Source organism: Halosolutus sp. DAT137 (assembly GCF_059736405.1).
The window spans coordinates 66,504-82,091 of record NZ_JCAQID010000001.1; the positions used below are offsets into that span (position 1 = coordinate 66,504).

At 58.6% G+C, this 15,588-nt stretch carries 13 protein-coding genes; 6 read left to right on the forward strand and 7 right to left on the reverse strand.

From position 1 onward, the window contains the following. The gene (gene malQ / locus AC6I6L_RS00315) at positions 1 to 1,521 is read left to right on the forward strand and encodes a 4-alpha-glucanotransferase (protein ID WP_497915719.1); all 1,521 of its coding nucleotides are present in this window, start codon (positions 1 to 3) and stop codon (positions 1,519 to 1,521) included. A gap of 152 nt (positions 1,522 to 1,673) precedes the next feature. Here malQ and AC6I6L_RS00320 read toward each other — a convergent pair whose 3' ends face one another. Continuing rightward, positions 1,674 to 2,741, reverse strand: a complete 1,068-nt coding sequence (locus tag AC6I6L_RS00320; RefSeq protein ID WP_497915720.1) for an anthranilate phosphoribosyltransferase — start codon at positions 2,739 to 2,741, stop codon at positions 1,674 to 1,676. A 180-nt stretch (positions 2,742 to 2,921) separates the two neighbouring features. Further along, a complete protein-coding gene (locus tag AC6I6L_RS00325) occupies positions 2,922 to 3,683 on the reverse strand; it encodes a GNAT family N-acetyltransferase (protein WP_497915721.1) in 762 nt (253 codons plus the stop codon). A 157-nt stretch (positions 3,684 to 3,840) separates the two neighbouring features. Between AC6I6L_RS00325 and ahbB the strand changes: the two genes are divergently transcribed. Further along, the gene (gene ahbB, locus AC6I6L_RS00330; RefSeq protein WP_497915722.1) at positions 3,841 to 4,881 is read left to right on the forward strand and encodes a siroheme decarboxylase subunit beta; all 1,041 of its coding nucleotides are present in this window, start codon (positions 3,841 to 3,843) and stop codon (positions 4,879 to 4,881) included. A gap of 602 nt (positions 4,882 to 5,483) precedes the next feature. On the opposite strand, the gene AC6I6L_RS00335 is transcribed toward ahbB, so the two are convergent. Together AC6I6L_RS00335 and AC6I6L_RS00340 are read right to left on the reverse strand one after the other, a co-directional pair. Continuing rightward, a complete protein-coding gene (locus AC6I6L_RS00335) occupies positions 5,484 to 6,248 on the reverse strand; it encodes an IclR family transcriptional regulator (protein ID WP_497915723.1) in 765 nt (254 codons plus the stop codon). A 299-nt stretch (positions 6,249 to 6,547) separates the two neighbouring features. Further along, positions 6,548 to 7,402: a beta-keto acid cleavage family enzyme gene (locus AC6I6L_RS00340; RefSeq protein WP_497915724.1), complete on the reverse strand. Its 855-nt coding sequence runs from the start codon at positions 7,400 to 7,402 to the stop codon at positions 6,548 to 6,550. 120 nt (positions 7,403 to 7,522) lie between these two features. Between AC6I6L_RS00340 and AC6I6L_RS00345 the strand changes: the two genes are divergently transcribed. Beyond that, positions 7,523 to 8,299, forward strand: coding sequence for an SDR family NAD(P)-dependent oxidoreductase (locus AC6I6L_RS00345; protein ID WP_497915725.1), 777 nt, complete (start codon positions 7,523 to 7,525; stop codon positions 8,297 to 8,299). Between the two features lie 37 nt (positions 8,300 to 8,336). On the opposite strand, the gene AC6I6L_RS00350 is transcribed toward AC6I6L_RS00345, so the two are convergent. Then, positions 8,337 to 8,831 carry a VOC family protein gene (locus tag AC6I6L_RS00350; protein ID WP_497915726.1) on the reverse strand — a complete coding sequence of 165 codons (495 nt, stop codon included), beginning with the start codon at positions 8,829 to 8,831 and terminating at the stop codon, positions 8,337 to 8,339. 410 nt (positions 8,832 to 9,241) lie between these two features. On the opposite strand from AC6I6L_RS00350, the gene AC6I6L_RS00355 reads away from it, so the two are divergent. From AC6I6L_RS00355 to AC6I6L_RS00365, 3 genes are read left to right on the forward strand one after another with little or no spacing between them, the layout of a single operon-like run. Next, on the forward strand, positions 9,242 to 10,567 hold the full coding sequence (locus AC6I6L_RS00355; protein ID WP_497915727.1) for a sugar ABC transporter substrate-binding protein: 1,326 nt from the start codon (positions 9,242 to 9,244) through the stop codon (positions 10,565 to 10,567). Between the two features lie 22 nt (positions 10,568 to 10,589). Then, entirely contained in the window at positions 10,590 to 12,176 is a 1,587-nt protein-coding gene (locus tag AC6I6L_RS00360) for a sugar ABC transporter ATP-binding protein (protein WP_497915728.1), read from the forward strand. Positions 12,177 to 12,178: 2 nt separating this feature from the next. Further along, positions 12,179 to 13,186 (forward strand): ABC transporter permease, encoded by a 1,008-nt coding sequence (locus AC6I6L_RS00365; protein ID WP_497915729.1) that lies wholly within the window; start codon positions 12,179 to 12,181, stop codon positions 13,184 to 13,186. Between the two features lie 365 nt (positions 13,187 to 13,551). On the opposite strand, the gene AC6I6L_RS00370 is transcribed toward AC6I6L_RS00365, so the two are convergent. Beyond that, the gene (locus AC6I6L_RS00370) at positions 13,552 to 14,361 is read right to left on the reverse strand and encodes an aldo/keto reductase (RefSeq protein ID WP_497915730.1); all 810 of its coding nucleotides are present in this window, start codon (positions 14,359 to 14,361) and stop codon (positions 13,552 to 13,554) included. Continuing rightward, positions 14,358 to 15,440: a 2,3-butanediol dehydrogenase gene (locus tag AC6I6L_RS00375; protein WP_497915731.1), complete on the reverse strand. Its 1,083-nt coding sequence runs from the start codon at positions 15,438 to 15,440 to the stop codon at positions 14,358 to 14,360. The genes AC6I6L_RS00370 and AC6I6L_RS00375 overlap by 4 nt, the downstream gene beginning before the upstream one ends. Positions 15,441 to 15,588 lie beyond the last annotated feature (148 nt).

Sequence of the window (15,588 nt, forward strand, 5' to 3'; positions counted from 1 at the left end):
GTGACGGATTTCGATCGACGAAGCGGGGTGTTTTGCCACCCGACGGCGCTCCCCGGCCCGCACGGCATCGGCTCGATCGGCGCGCCGGCCCGATCGTTCGTCGAGACGATCGCCGAGGCCGGTCAGTCGCTCTGGCAACTCTGCCCGCTCGGGCCGACCGTCGGCATCCACGGCGACTCGCCGTACCAGTCGTCCTCGTCGTTCGCCATCTCGCCGCTCCTGATCGATCTGGACGGGCTTCGTGACCGCGGGCTTCTCGACGCCGCGGACCTCGAACCCGATCCCGTCCTCGATCACGATCTCGCGGACGATCGGGTCGCCTACGACGCGGTTCGATCGTTCAAGGAACCGCGGCTGCGGGAGGCCTTCGAGACGGTCGAACGCGAACGGCCCGCCGAACTGGTCGACGGGCTCGAACAGTTTCGCGAGGAGTCGGCCTGGGTCGACGCCTACGCACACTTTGCGGCCCTGAAAGACGACTTCGACGGGCAGGCCTGGCTCGACTGGCCGGAGCCGATTCGGCTGCGCGACCCGGATGCGCTCGCAGACTCCCGCGAGAAACGATCGCAAGAGATCCGGTATCACGCGTTCGTCCAGTATCTAGCGGCCGAGCAGTGGGGCGCACTTCGCGACCACGCTGCAGCGCACGGCGTCGAAATCGTCGGCGATCTCCCGATCTACGTCGCACTCGACAGCGCCGACGTCTGGGCCAATCCCGACCTCTTCGAACTCGACGACGACGGCAGTCCTGCGGTCGTTTCGGGCGTTCCGCCGGGCGCCGACGAGGGGCAGAAGTGGGGGAACCCGGTCTACGACTGGGATCGCCTCGCTGAAACCGGCTACCAGTGGTGGATCGATCGGTTCGAGCGCCTGTTCGACCTGGTCGATATCGCCCGGCTCGATCACTTCCTCGCGTTCGATCGCTACTGGGCGATTCCGGCCGACGCGCCGGCCCACGAAGGCGAGTGGCGCGAAGGTCCCGGCCGCGACCTGTTCGATGCCGTTGAGGCTGGACGCGACGACCTGCCGCTCATCGCGGAGGATCTGGGCCACCTCACCGACAGTCTGGAGCGACTTCGCCAGTCGATCGACGCGCCCGGTATGCGCGTCCTCCAGTACGCCGACTGGTGTACCGAAGACCACCTCTACCAGCCCCACGTCTTTCCCGAAGACAGCGTCGCCTACCCGGCGACTCACGACACGGACACGGTCGTCGGCTGGTACGAGTCGATCGACGACGAACAGCGAGATTGTCTTCACTACTACCTCGGGGACGGTCACGAAATCCACTGGGCGTTTCTCGAGGCTGCCTGGGGGAGCGACTCGGTGTTCGCCATTACGCCGCTGCCCGATTGCTACGGACTCGGCAGCGAGGCCCGGTTCAACACGCCCGGCACCGCCGAGGGCAACTGGGACTGGCGCATCTCGAGCGATCGACTCGCCGCGTTCCCGAGCGACCGACTGCGCGAGGTAACGGCGCGAACCGATCGACTCGCGGGCTCCGAATCGCCCTCGCGCTAAGCGGGCGCTGACGTCTCTGTTGGTGTCACCGTGCGCTCGTCACGAGCGCTGCGGGGACAAAAACAGCGACACAGTGAGTCGGTGGGGCGACCCGCACATCGAATTTTCGAACGTTCGTATTCCCTTCGTGTGTTGGAGCCGACGGCCCGTGATCAGTACTCGCGCAGATTCGCGAGTACCGCCTCGGCACTGCCGTCTGCGATCGCGCCGCGGGCCGCCTCGAGACCGTCTTCGAGACTGTCGACATCTTCCCGGGCGTACAGTCGGAACGCGCCGTTGAGCGCGATCGCGTCTGCGAACTGGTCGTCGCGCTCGCCGGCGAGCACGTCTTCTGTGATGGTCGCGGAGTCGGCCGTGACGTCGTCGACTTCGAGGTCTTCGCTCTCCATCTCCATCCCGTACTCGGCCGTCTCGATCTCGTAGTCCGTGAGCTCCTCTCCGTCGTTCCACTCGGCGACTTTCGTGTAGCCGGGCCGGATGTCGTCGTACCCCTCCATTCCCTGGAAGAAGATTGCGCGGGAGAACGAGAGCCGCTCGCTCTCTTCTAGCAGGTCCGAGAGTTTCTTCGCGAACGCCAGGTGGTAGAACGAGCCGAGGTGCACGTCGGCGTTCGCGGGATTGGCGACCGTCTCGATCGTGTTGACGAACGTCCGTACGCCCATCTGATCGCGTCGCTCGTAGAGGTCGTCGATTGCGGGGTTGAACTCGGGCTGGTAGTAGAAACCGAAGCCAGTCTCGTCGACCATGTCGGCGCTCTCCGCGGGGGAGAGTTCCGTGCGGACGCCGAGTTCGTCGAGGACGTGTTTGTACGCCGTCGCCTTCTGGGTCGGGACGCGATCGCCGGAGTGGACGACGACGGGAGTGCCCGCGGCGGCGGCGACGAGGCCGGCTCCGACGCCGAGCAACGCGGAGGTGTGTTTCCCGTCGTAGTTCGCCCCGCAGTCGATCGGATCGCAGTCCGGTTCGGCGGTCAGGACCGACTCCTCGCGCATCACGTCGGTGTAGGCCGCCAGTTCTTCGGGGTTGTTGCGCTTCCAGCGATTTGCCAGCCAGAAGGCACCGAGCGTCGTGTGGTCGGGTTCGCCTGCGAAGATGCGGTACATCGCCTCGCGAGCCTGTTCGCGAGTCATGTCGCCGGCGGATTTCGGGCCGGAGCCGACGATCTCGGTCATCAGCCGCTTCAGCGGCCACTCGCCGAATTCCTGGGACGTCTGAGCCATGTGCTGGAGTTTGAAGGGCGCGTGCAAAAGCGTCCCGCTTCCGGGCGTTCGAGACTGGAAAACCGACCCAACACTGCGTTCGACAACGCGAAGCGGGCCGCAACTCCATTCAGGAACGCAAAACGAACCGAGACTGCACTCGATAACGCGATCCGACGCCGACGGGGTAATGGGATCGAGCTAGAGCGTCGTCGCCATCATCACCTCGTCGATGTACTCCTCGCCCAGTTTGTAGTGGTTCTCGCGGACCGCTTCGATCTCCCAGCCGCGGCTCTCGAAGAACGCGATCGCCTCCTCGTTCGTCGAGGGGACGCTCTGGTAGACTTTCTCCTTGGTCGTCGATGCGGCCCATTCGAGTGCGCGATCGAGCAGTTCGCTGCCGATCCCCATCCCGCGATACTCTTCTAGGACGCCGACGGTGAGTTCTGCCGTGTGCGAGAGCTTTTCGAGGTTCGGGAGGTGCAGGTGCGCCCAGCCGACGACGTCGCCGTCGACCGTCGCGACGAAGAACATCCGAGACTCGAACTCGTTGTGTCTGAGCAGGACGTTCTCGTGGTCGAGTTCGTCCGCGACGCTTTCGGCCTCGATGTAGGTCATCTCTTCGACGACCTGGCGCATCGCGCCGACGATGCCCGAGAGATCCTCCTGTCTGGCCGGTCGGATCGTCACGTCGACGTCGTCGGCCGTAAACTCCTCATCGTCCTCCTCGACGCTGATCGTTATCCGCAGAGTGCCGTCGTCGTCCTCGTCGAGATAGCCGTCGCGTTTGAGGATCGCGACGTTGTGCTGGTACGCACGCGAATACTGTGGGTCGCCCGGCGGGTCCGTCGGGAACAGTTCCGCTCGTGCCTCATCCCGGTCTACCGCGCCGTGTGCCTCGACGTACGCGTAAATCCGTTCGCGGTCGTCGCCGTCGATCGAGATCGGTTCGGTTAGCTCCATGATCGATGATAACGTCTCCCATAGTTATAATGATTATAGTTCGTTCAGCCGGGGTGCCGATCGGTTTCGCTGGAGCGTTTCCTGAGCTTCGATTCCGAGTCCCACCCCTACGTTGTGACCCGAAAACGATACACGTCCCGTTTCCGTAGTCGACGTAATGAGCACCCTTTCGGGGGACTGGCGGGAGGCTATCGACGACACCGATGCGGCGATCATCGACGGCTACCAGAGCGGGTTCCCGATCGAGTACCGCCCGTTCCGTCGCGTCGCGACCGACCTCGGAACCGACGAATCGGACGTCTTCGATCGAGTCTGCCGACTGTCCGATCTGGGTATCGTCCGCCGGTTCGGGGCCGTTCTCAACCCGCCGGTGATCGGTTCCTCGACGCTCGCCGCGGTCCAGGCACCCGACGATCGATTCGAGGAGACCGCCGCGATCATCAACGAGTACCGACAGGTCAATCACAACTACGCGCGCGATCACGAGTGGAATATGTGGTTCGTCGTGACCGCCGGGTCACGAAAGACGCGCGACGCCATCCTTGCCGAAATCGAGGAGCGAACCGGCTGTCCCGTGCTCACCTTGCCGATGCTGACGGATTACTACATCGATCTCGAGTTTCCCGTGGTCAATACCGACCGGTTCGCGCGCGAGTCGCTCACCGAAACAACGGACTCCTCTGCGACCCGGATCAGCGAGGATGCGGCCGGCAACCTCTCGGCGTTCGAGGCCGACCTGTTGCTCGCAATCCAGGACGGGTTTCCTCTCTCGAAAACGCCCTACAGAGATGTGGCCGATCGACTCGACGCCGACGGTGCCGACGTACTGGCGGGCGTCCGACAGCTGCTTGCCGATGGTTGTCTCAAACGGGTTGGCTGTATCATCAACCACGTCGTTACTGGCTTCGACGCGAACTGTATGGTCGTCTGGGATGTGCCCGACGATCGACTCGACGAGTGGGGTGAACGTGCCGGGGGCTTACCCTACGTCACGCTCTGTTACCACCGCCCCCGCCGCCCCGAACAGGGGTGGCCGTACAATCTGTTTACGATGATCCACGGTCGCGATCTCGACGCCGTCGACGAACGGATCGACGAACTGGCTGCGGAGTTCCTGCCGGTCGATCACGAACGCCTCTACTCGACGGAAACGCTGAAACAGACCGGTGCCCGATACGACGAGATCCTCGGTACCTGAGGCGTTACTCGATCGCCAACGCAGGGCAATCCGTACGCTTCGTGACCCCAACTGGTGCGACTGGCGAAGTGTCAGCCGCTGGTACAGATCGCATTTCGACGCAGGTTCCCCAACTCGACATCACTTCTCAAATGTATCATTTTACATATATGGATCTTTTTCTTATGGCTGTAAATTGTCACTTGATCCGATCTACTGTGGGAATTTCCAATGAAATCCTACCAGAGTAGTAATTGAGGGGCTGTGAGGTTTTATTCTTGATATTGATGGCGTTCTAATCCATTCTCCAAAGATAGCTGTATTGGACCCGAATCTCGGCTCTAGTGTCCCAGAACCGCCGGATTCAGTGTACCTTCACAACGCACCTCGATCGTCGAATATATATCTGCATTCTTTCTATTAGCCTTATTTAAAAGTACTTTGGGGTATTTGTCTCTTCCTGTCCGTTGCCACCATCGTTCGCGATCTCCGACGGTCCGCATCACTCAGTGTCACACTACTTTCGCGTTTTGCACCTATATAATTACACACGTACAGTTGTAATAGCTCTGGTGGTCTCGATCAGATCTGATTTTTACGAATATACTGTTGTAAACCCAGTCTCACGACATCGAGATCTCGAGTTCGAATTCGTTCGCCACGCCGAGGAGCGTGTTCGGAATGTCCTCTTCGAACTGATTTTCGGTAAGTCGGTTCGCCGGGCTGGCGACGCTGAACGCACCGACGACCTGCCCGTCGGGTCCGCTCACTGGTACACCGACCGCTTTGACGCCCTCCAGTTGCTCCTCGTAGTTGAAGGCGATTCCGCTCTCGCGAATCGTTTCGAGCTGGTCGAAGAGCGTTTCATCGTCCGTTATCGTGTTCTCCGTCGCTGCCGGCAGTCCCCACCGATCGATGAACGTCCTGATAGTCTCCCGTGGATATCTCGAAAGAATCGCTTTTCCGGAGGCGGTCTGGTGGAGGGAAAACTGCTTGCCGACGGTCGAGTACGTCCAGACGGCGTGTCGCCCCGAGGACGTGTGAATGTAGACGCCTCGTCCGTTTTCTTCGACGGTAAACACCGCTCTACAGTCGGTTTCCTCCGCGAGTTGCTCGGTGTAGGACTCCGCAACCCTGTAGGCTTCTTTCCTGTTGCGAACGTAGTCACCGTGGTCGAGAAACTGGAGACTGAGATAGTACTCGTCGCCGGCCTTGACCACGTACCCCTTCGACAGCAGCGTCGTCAGGTGCGCGTGAACCGTACTCGGTGCTAGCTCGAGTGCGTCGGCGAGTTCCGTGACCCGTCCACCGTCCAGTTCTCGAAGCATTTCGACGACTTCGAGCGAGATGGACGTGGTTTGGAGTCGCCGTCCGGGTGTGTCATCCATACGTTCTCCACGTGCACCATGTATATATAAAGTTCGCCCCTCCCGAATAGCACGCGCGTCGCTTTCCGGCGGTGATCACCGGCCCTCACACCGGTCGGTACCGAACGCCCGGGCAGCCATGGGTTCGTTTCAGACAGTTCACGTCCGAACATGAATCGTGTTAGCAGGCCCCATATAATATTCGCCCCTCGAAAACCGAGAGTGTTCGTCTAGCAAGAACGACACATCGGTCTGTCCCGTCTCGAGACGAGATCGCCAAAAAATCGATCGGATCTACCGGGCGGGTCTGATGACGAACCTCACAGGCCGAGTATCTCACGGGTCTCGGCGGTCGATGCGATCGGCCGGTCAAGCTCCTCTGCGATCCGTGCCGTCCGGCGAACGAACTGGGCGTTGCTCTCGGCCAGTTCGCCCTTTCGGTAGTAGACGTTGTCCTCCATGCCGACGCGGACGTGGCCGCCGAGTGCGATCGCCATCGTCGTCAGCGGGAGCTGATGGCGACCGACGGCAAGCGCCTGCCACTCGACGGGGTCGGGGAGGTTGTCCACGAGATTGATCAGGTTTCTCGGGTGGGCTGGCGTCCCGGTTTGCATCCCGAAAATGAGCGTACACCAGTAGGGGTCGTCGAGTAGTCCCTCCTCGATCAGGTGTTCTACTTCGGGTAGATGACCGGGGTTGAACACCTCGAGCTCCGGTTTGACGCCAGCCTCGCGCATCCGCTCTGCGTACTCCTCGTTCTGCTCGCGGGGGTTGATCGCCGTTCGGGTCTGGCCGAAGTTCATCGGTCCGACGTCGACGGTCGCCATCTCGGGACGGGGGTCGGTTTCGAGCACCGGCGCGATTCGCTCTTCCCGCGAGTAAATGCCGCCGCCGCCGGTGGTGAAGTTGACGATGATGTCCTCGCAGCGGTCGTCGATCGCGTCGGCCATTGCCTGGTAGCGATCGAGGTCTTTGGTCGTCTCGCCGTCGTCAGTTCGGGCGTGTAGGTGAACGATCGACGCGCCCGCTTTTTCGCACTCGCGGACGTCGCGAGCGATCTCTTCCGGCGCGAGCGGGAGGTTCGGGTTCGCCTCTTTCCCCTGATGTCCTCCCGTGGTCGCGACGCTGATAATCAGTTTGCTGTCGAAGTAGTCCTCGTAGCCGCGGTATGGCATAGGTGCCTGATTTTCGCTCGGACAGTTATACGTTTCGGCTGGCGAGAGGATCGGCCGGGACCGGCGATTTGTGCGAATACCAACAGTAGTTTTTTATATTGGAGTCCGCGTTCTCCATATATGCGGCCGAATAGCACTGCAGTAGTTACTGGTGGCGGGCGTGGAATCGGTCAGGCAATCGCCGTCGAATTGGCACGACAGGGTTCCGATGTCGTCCTCGCAGGTATCGATGAAGGCGGGATGGAAGAGACGAAATCCCTCATCGAAGCGGAGGACCAACGAGCACTCGATTGTTATACAGATCTCAAGCGATCCGAGGACGTTCGCACAACTATCGAGGCCGCACTCACCGAATTCGAGACGATCGACGTGCTGGTGAACAATGCGGGGATCGCGGGACCGACATCTCCCTGTGAGGAGATTTCTACGGAGGCGTGGGACGAGACTGTCGATGTCAATCTCCGCGGACCGTTCGTCACGTGTCGAGAGGTGCTCCCGGCGATGAAAGCACAGAACTACGGGCGAATCGTCAACGTCGCCTCCGTGACGGGCAAACGTCCACTCGAGCAGCGAACGCCGTACGCGGCGACGAAAATGGGACTGATCGGGTTTACCCGCACACTGGCCGCGGAAGTCGGCTCGTTCGATATCAACGTCAACGCGATCTGTCCGGGGTCGGTCGACGGCCCCCGGATCACGCGGGTTTTCAAAGAAAAGGCCGCCTCGACCGATCGCAGCTACGAGGAGGTCCGCAGGGATGCGGAATCGCAGAGCCCGCGCGGTGAACTGGTCGAACGCGAGGATATCGCCAAACTGACCGCGTTTCTCTGCTCGTCCGATTCCGATCGGATTACCGGGCAGGATCTCAACGTCTCGGCCGGCAAGGTCATGTACTGACCCGGTTTCCTGAGAGATCGTCCTACAAAAGATTCTGTCAGTCAGGACGGTTGCTGTATATCCGTTCGTGACTGTGTGAATAGATTTCAATGAGGTTATCGTACGGGTCTTTGCAGTACGTCAGCGTGTACTGGTCATCGTTTTCGAATATTTGCCACACTTCGGAGTGATGATCACCTCCAGTCTCCTCGATGCGCGTCGCAAGCCCTTCTACATCCGGATCGATGACACAGAGGTGAAACAGTCCCGGCTGCGTCGGGTCTGGATTCGACATCCCTTCCGTCGACTCGAACTCGAACAGCTCGATTCCGATCTGGTTTCCGGTGACCAGATGTGCAAACCGCATCGACTCAAAATCACCCAGCACGTTTGCTGCCTGGCGACCTCCATGGCCCTCATCAGCGACGATCGTCTCTGGACCCCGGACGTGTGTGAATCCGAGAGTACTCGTATACCATTCGACTGCTTCATCGAGGTCTGGCACGGTGATTCCCACGTGGGCGAGGCCACGCGGATACTGTTGGCTCGACATTGTGTGTGTAGAATCAACGAACTATTATATATATTTTCTGTAACACTCACTGGTGACGAGGTGAGTGGCGAAAACTTCCCGAGTGAGTCGAGCAAAGCCCCGTTTTCGCTGTCGAGATTCGATATGGGTGCTGCTGGCTGCAGAATTTTCTTCTGTTCGGTAACTTCGGGTCGCGAAGCGTACCTTCGTTCGCTCCAACGCGTCTGGACCTCGGTAAAACAGTCCTATTGGTCGCCCGGATTGATCCTGGTTTCTGATGAGCCACACCCTTTCGCTACAGTTGATGCATACCTCTGTCGCAGTCCCCCAGCCTCTGAAGACACACGTCAGCGACGAGTTCCGACGGAACGACAATCCCTTATCAAAAATCATAAGGTATATATGTGTGCCCACTCGTTCGAGATATGTAGATGGTTCACACACCACCGGGAAAAGACATTGGTGAAGATTCGAGAAGGTCCGTTCTTAAGAAAACAGGGCTTGTCGGCGGGACCGCCCTCATGGGTGGGCTAGCGGGCTGCACTGGCACCAGCGAAGACGGCGAAAACGGCGGAAACGGCGGCGGAGACGACGACAATTCCGGACTCCTGACAATCACTCGGCTATCGAACAGCTACTGGGAATCTGTCAGAACAGGGTGGGAGGAATCGACAGAAGCGTTCGGTTACTCGGGCACTATCGAATTGAACGAGGGGGACCTCAGTCAACAGTTCCAGCAGGTAGACACTGCGATCGCGGGCGGGACGAACGCGATCGTCGGGCAGGCGTTTCAAGATAATGGCGTGAAAGAACTGGGCAGGGCTGCTGTCGACGCCGGTGTTCCGTGTGTGCAGTTCTGGACAATCAGTCCATGGCTGACACCAGCCGACGTTGGCGATGAGTGGGTTCAGTTCCACATGCCGAATCTGTACGAGAACGCGTACGCCAACGCGGTCGTACTCTTCGAGGCAATGGGTGGGAGCGGCAATTTCGTCCACATCGAAGGGCAACGCGGTCAGGTATCGAACGCGGGACGAAACAGGGGTCTCGAGGCGGCGCTAGAGGAGTATCCCGACATCGAACGACTCAACGACCCGATTCCCGGCAACTGGGTTCGGAGCGATTCTCGAGAGGCGATGGCAGATCTCATCTCACGATTCGGCGACGACATCGAGGGGTTCTTTGCTCAGAACGACGGAGTCGCTCTCGGTGGACTCACATCCCTAGAGGAGAACGATCTAAACGTCCCTACCGTCGGGATTGATGGTTCTAAACCTGCACTCGATGCCGTACAGGAAGGTCGTATGACCGCAACTATCTCTGCACTCGGTCCGTGGCAGGCAGGTTGGTCACTCGCGAAGTGCTATGACTACAACAACGGCTGGGAACCTGACGACGCCGAGCGGATGATGGTCCATCCCGGCATCCAGATCGTCTCCGATCCATCCGAGTGGGAGGATATCGACGAACGAGGCGATCTCGCGCTCTCGACACCAGAGGTCTTCATAGAGGAAATGTACACCGGCGAGACACCCTACGACTGGAGAAAGATGTCGGTGGTCGAGAACCCAGACAGTTGGGATCCACAGAACAAGCTCGAACCGATCACTGAAACGCAAATGCGGGACATCCTCAGTTGGACAGACGACAACAGGCCATCCGACTATGAGCTGCCCGAAGCCTTCAAAGACGGTCCGCAAAAAGAGGAAGTGCGACAGCGGTATGCGGACCAGTTCCAGAATAACCCGTTTGAATGATTCTTCGGGTGTGACTGCTAGTATGACTGAAATCAAAAATTCTGACCTCAACCAAACTGCCCGGGAGGGTACCGATGTTCAAAAGGGTGATTCCGCGCTCCATATCGCCAACGTTTCCAAGAGCTTCCGGCATGTGGTTGCCCTCGACGACGTCTCTCTCGACGTTAATGAAGGAGAAGTCGTCGGGCTCGTCGGAGAGAATGGGGCGGGGAAAAGCACGTTGTTAAAAATCCTCACGGGCGTCCAAGAACCCGATCAGGGTGAGCTATTCACCCACGGGAAAAAGCAAAAATTCACAGGCACACTTGAGGCTGCTGAAGAAGGTATCTCGCTCGTACACCAGGAACAGGACATCGTCTCTAATCTTTCTGGAGCGGAAAACCTGTTTCTGGGACGTGAAGGTGACCTTACACCGTACGGATACTTCAACAAAGAACGGATGGTCGATGAAGCACAGCAGCATCTCGAAAGTTTGGGCATCGATATAGACATCTCTAAGCGCGCGGACGCTCTCTCGTTCAACGAGCGACAACTACTGGAGATTGCGAGAGCGTTCATGATCGCGGAAGGGGGTGCTACAGAAACACCGATCATCATGCTCGATGAGCCGACGGCTGGGTTAGAAGAAGAATCTCGTGACCTGCTGTTTTCTCTCATCAACGATCTCCGCGATCAGGCGAGCTTCATATTCGTCTCCCACGAACTCGACGAGGTGATCGACATTTCGGACCGTATTTACGTTCTGAAAGACGGACAGCTCGTCGACGAAGTGTCTGCCAGTGAGGCAACCCAAGAAGCCCTTCGGGCGAGTATGGTCGGCCGATCGTTGACCGATGATTATTATTTCACGTCGAAACAGCTCACCAACACGGAACTCGGGGAAGAAGTGCTCGTTGTCGATGATCTGGCATACGAGGACGAAGTAGGACCCGTTTCGCTTTCCGTGCGAGAGGGAGAGATTTTAGGTATCGTCGGTGTCGACGGTTCTGGAAAAGAGCGACTCGGTCGCATGCTGTACGGAGATATTACGCCCACGTCCGGATCGACCACCGTCTTGGGGGACGAAGTTGTCCCTAATTCCCCGATGACTATGAAAACGGCCGGTATGGGATACGTCCCGAAAGATCGGAAGAGCAAAGGGTTGCTCCTATATCAACCCGTCCGGAACAACACCTCGATTGCTATCGTCGATAAAATGTTCGGCAAACTTCCGCTGTTAGATCTCGGCCTAGAGAAACGAGTGACGGAAGAAGCTATCGAAAAACTGGACATCAAAACGCCCGGCATCGAGACTCCCGTCCGTCAGCTTAGTGGCGGGAACCAACAGAAGGTTGTACTCGGTCGGTGGTTCGCCAACGAAAGTCCCATCTTGATCATGGACAACGTTACACGCGGCATCGATGTTGGTGCTAAAGAAGACGTGTACGAACTCTGTCGAGAATTCACACAGCAGGGGATTTCGATGGTCTTCATCGGCGACGAATTGCAGGAAGTAATCGGAATGGCAAACCGGATTGCGGTCATGTACAAGGGAGAAATAGTCAATATCGTTGATGCGCCGTCGGAAGACAAACCCACGGAAAAAGAACTAATCGAGATGATGGTCTAACAATGGTTACACGAGTCACAAACACGATCACGGGCTGGATAGAAGAGCAACAGGAGAAACGGACGCTTCAGGACTGGGTCATTGACATCGGCCCGTTCGTAACACTACTGGCGTTGATACTCCTCTTTAGCTTTCAGTCAGATCGGTTCTTTACCTTCAACAATCTAATTGGAAACGTTGCAGTGAATGTGTCTGTTCTTTTACTAGTTGCGTTGGCTGGGACGTTTCCAATCATGCAACAGAGCATCGACCTATCGGTCGCTGCGTTGGTGACATTCGTCGGCATGACCGTCGCGGTTCTGATCGCCGACTTCGGGATTGGTGGGCCGCAAGCGATCCTTATCGGAATCATGCTTGGAACACTTGTTGGTGTCATCAACGGAGTTCTCTTCACGAAAGGAAAGATACCGTCCTTTCTCGTGACACTTGGAACGCTCTCCATACTGGAGGGCGGAGCAGGATTCGTTACCGGCGGCTCGTCTGTGGTGTTCCGAGAGCCGGGGCTAAGAGAGTTCGTTATGGGCCAGTTCATTCCAGGAGTTCCAAATATCGTGATACTCACGCTCCTCATTTACGGACTCACAGTCTTCCTCGCGCTTCGGACCAAGTTCGGCCGATACACGTACGCGCTCGGCGAGAACGAATCCGTCGTCGATCTTTCCGGAGTGAACGTTGATCGATATAAGATCGGTGCGTTCGCCATTTCGGGACTCCTCTGTGCGATCGCAGGCGCAATGCTTGTTGCCCGGATCGGGAGTGGGTCTCCTGGTATGGGACAGGGACTATTGCTCCCGAGTATCGCCGCTATCGTCATGGGTGGGACGGCCCTTACCGGCGGTGTTGGCGGCCCCCACCGGACCATTCTGGGGGTACTCGTTATCGGCGTCCTCCGAAATGGGATGAACCTTACTGGGATCGACCCGTTTATCCAGGACATGGTCCTGGGTGCGGTCGTTATCATCGCAGTCGCGTTGTCGATCGATAGGCGAAAGATCGATATCGTGAAATAATATTCCTCTTTTATCATTGACTATCCGGAGCAGAGGGGCACGCCGATCATATTCGATCAGATTAGGTGTGTCCCGACACAGTGATTCCCGTCGGTAGAACTCAACCAGCCGAAACTGGTACGAAAGGGCGACTAAACACGCAAACAGCTCCTCAATCGCTTTGCAGTGTGCGTTGGGACAGTTCCAGTACAACCTCCCCAATTGCCCGTCAGAACTGGGGGTCTCACGCCCCTGTGGTGAACTCGATTGTCGGACACGACGTAGTTACCGCGACCGTTACCTGATCAGCCGGGAGAAATAATGTACCCCGTCAAGTAACCATCTGCCCGTTCACGTACTTGTGTCGGCAGCGTATCCGTGAGTAGTTATTCTGCCCACGGGGTACGGTCGACGCGGTCCTCGTCGGCGGGGTCGACTGTTCGGAGCTCACGGTCGATCTCGTTGATTCGGGAGAGATCCTCTGCTGTGAGATCGACATCGAGGGCACCGTAGTTGTCTTGGATGTGATGCCCAGACGCCTTTGGAATAGCACACACGTTCTCCGTTTCGAACAGCCAGGCAAGTACCACTTGTGCGATACTAGCGTCACACCGCTCCGCAATATCCTGCAGTACCGGATCCTCGAACACCGCTCCCTGTGCGAGCGGCGAATACGCCACGAGGGCGTGGTCGTACCGTTGGGCGTATGATACGAGTTCGTGCTGAGGCAAGAACGGATGCATTTCGACCTGATGGGCGATGAGCGGCGCGTCGAGATGGTAACGAGCCTCGTCGAGGAGTTCCGGCGTGAAATTGCTCAACCCGACCCCTCGAATCTTCCCCTCGTCGTACAGCGTATTGAACGCTCCGAGGGTCGTTTCGGGGTCGTAGGCGTTGGTCGGCCAGTGAACGTAGAGCAGGTCGATGGTGTCGACACCGAGACGTATTCGTGAGCGATCGGCCGTCGCGAGGATGTCCTCAGCAGCGAGGTTTGCTGGCAGTACTTTCGTTGCGACGATAACGTCTTCGCGCGGCACATCACTTCGGGAGAGTCCCTCACCAACGACGTCCTCGTTCTCGTACCACTGTGCGGTGTCTAGATGTCTGTACCCTGTTTCGAGTGCGGTTTCAACGGTGGCCGGGTTAGTTACGTCGTAGGTTCCGAAGCCGATCCGTGGTAGTTCATCTGGTTTCATGTATCTTGAGGCTCAACGAGTATCTTCACGTGGTCACTCTCGGGGTCGAGCAGCGCTTCGAAGCCGTCCTCGACGATGTCATCGAGGGCGACTCGAGCGGTGATCATCGCTTCAGCGTCGAACGTCCCTCTCTCGAGGTACCGAACTGTCGCTTCGAACTCCTCTGCAGCGCGGGGCCCACTCAGGTAGCCGTTCGTTCCAGTAATCGTCCGCTCGACCACGACGAGGTCGTTCGGTACCAGTTTGACCCCGTCCGTTGAAATCCCGACAGCCGTTATCTGGCCGCCACGCTTCGTGCTCTTGATGGCTGCTTCGTACGTCGGTTGAATGCCGACTGCCTCGAAGGCGACGTCGACACCGCCGTTCGTCGCGGACCGGATCGCTTCGATCGCGTCGGTCTCCGTCGGATCGAGTGTGGTCGTCGCTCCGACCTCGATGGCAATCTCCCGTCTTGGTGCCCGTGGTTCGGAGACGAACACATCGGTTGCCCCCGCAGCACGCGCAGCCTGTACGATAGCGAGGCCGATCGGACCACTCCCGAACACGGCAGCGGTGTCGCCTGCTTGCAGTCCCGATCGTCTTACTGCGTGGAGGCCAACGGCGAACGGCTCGACGAGCGCTCCGTACTCGGCAGGAATACTGTCGGGGAGTGCGACGACGTTCTCGACGTCGACGATAGCGTGCTCGGCGAACCCACCGCTTCGAGCGGAGAGACCGTAGTTCGCTACGGACTTACAGAGATTGTGTCGGCCTTCGGCACAGTACCGGCAGTCGTTACAGACGATGGCGGGGTTGACCGTGACGGCGTCTCCGACGGCAAACTCCGTGACTTCGTCGCCGACGGCGGAGACGACCCCGCTAAACTCGTGTCCCAGTGGGATCGGTAACGAGGCGCCGGTTCGCGGGTGGGACTCGCCTTCGTTCGGGGTGAGATCGGGACCGGACTCGTATTCGTGGAGATCCGTTCCACAGATACCACAGGCTGTTACGTCGATTCGGACGTCGGTTTCACCGAGATCTGGCTCGGCTACTGACTCGACCCGGAGGTCTTCGGGGCCGTAGTAGTGTGCGACTTGCATCGGCTATCTCAACACAATACACCCTTATAAGAATTCTCCCGGGTTTGACCGCGCCCTTCGGTCGGACACCCGTCGTCGAGACGCCGGTCGTTGGAGAGGTCGAACGGCTGGTCGCCAACCACTACACGCAATCGGCACAGATGCTTCC

What these genes read in the sequence shown, in the direction of transcription:
- ahbB (WP_497915722.1), top strand. Translation starts at nt 3,841, where the DNA reads ATGAGCACCCTTTCGGGGGACTGGCGGGAGGCTATCGACGACACCGAT.
- AC6I6L_RS00360 (WP_497915728.1), top strand. Translation starts at nt 10,590, where the DNA reads ATGACTGAAATCAAAAATTCTGACCTCAACCAAACTGCCCGGGAGGGT.
- AC6I6L_RS00320 (WP_497915720.1), bottom strand. Translation starts at nt 2,741, where the DNA reads ATGGCTCAGACGTCCCAGGAATTCGGCGAGTGGCCGCTGAAGCGGCTG.
- AC6I6L_RS00325 (WP_497915721.1), bottom strand. Translation starts at nt 3,683, where the DNA reads ATGGAGCTAACCGAACCGATCTCGATCGACGGCGACGACCGCGAACGG.
- AC6I6L_RS00345 (WP_497915725.1), top strand. Translation starts at nt 7,523, where the DNA reads ATGCGGCCGAATAGCACTGCAGTAGTTACTGGTGGCGGGCGTGGAATC.
- AC6I6L_RS00375 (WP_497915731.1), bottom strand. Translation starts at nt 15,440, where the DNA reads ATGCAAGTCGCACACTACTACGGCCCCGAAGACCTCCGGGTCGAGTCA.
- AC6I6L_RS00370 (WP_497915730.1), bottom strand. Translation starts at nt 14,361, where the DNA reads ATGAAACCAGATGAACTACCACGGATCGGCTTCGGAACCTACGACGTA.
- AC6I6L_RS00355 (WP_497915727.1), top strand. Translation starts at nt 9,242, where the DNA reads ATGGTTCACACACCACCGGGAAAAGACATTGGTGAAGATTCGAGAAGG.
- AC6I6L_RS00365 (WP_497915729.1), top strand. Translation starts at nt 12,179, where the DNA reads ATGGTTACACGAGTCACAAACACGATCACGGGCTGGATAGAAGAGCAA.
- AC6I6L_RS00340 (WP_497915724.1), bottom strand. Translation starts at nt 7,402, where the DNA reads ATGCCATACCGCGGCTACGAGGACTACTTCGACAGCAAACTGATTATC.
- AC6I6L_RS00335 (WP_497915723.1), bottom strand. Translation starts at nt 6,248, where the DNA reads ATGGATGACACACCCGGACGGCGACTCCAAACCACGTCCATCTCGCTC.
- AC6I6L_RS00350 (WP_497915726.1), bottom strand. Translation starts at nt 8,831, where the DNA reads ATGTCGAGCCAACAGTATCCGCGTGGCCTCGCCCACGTGGGAATCACC.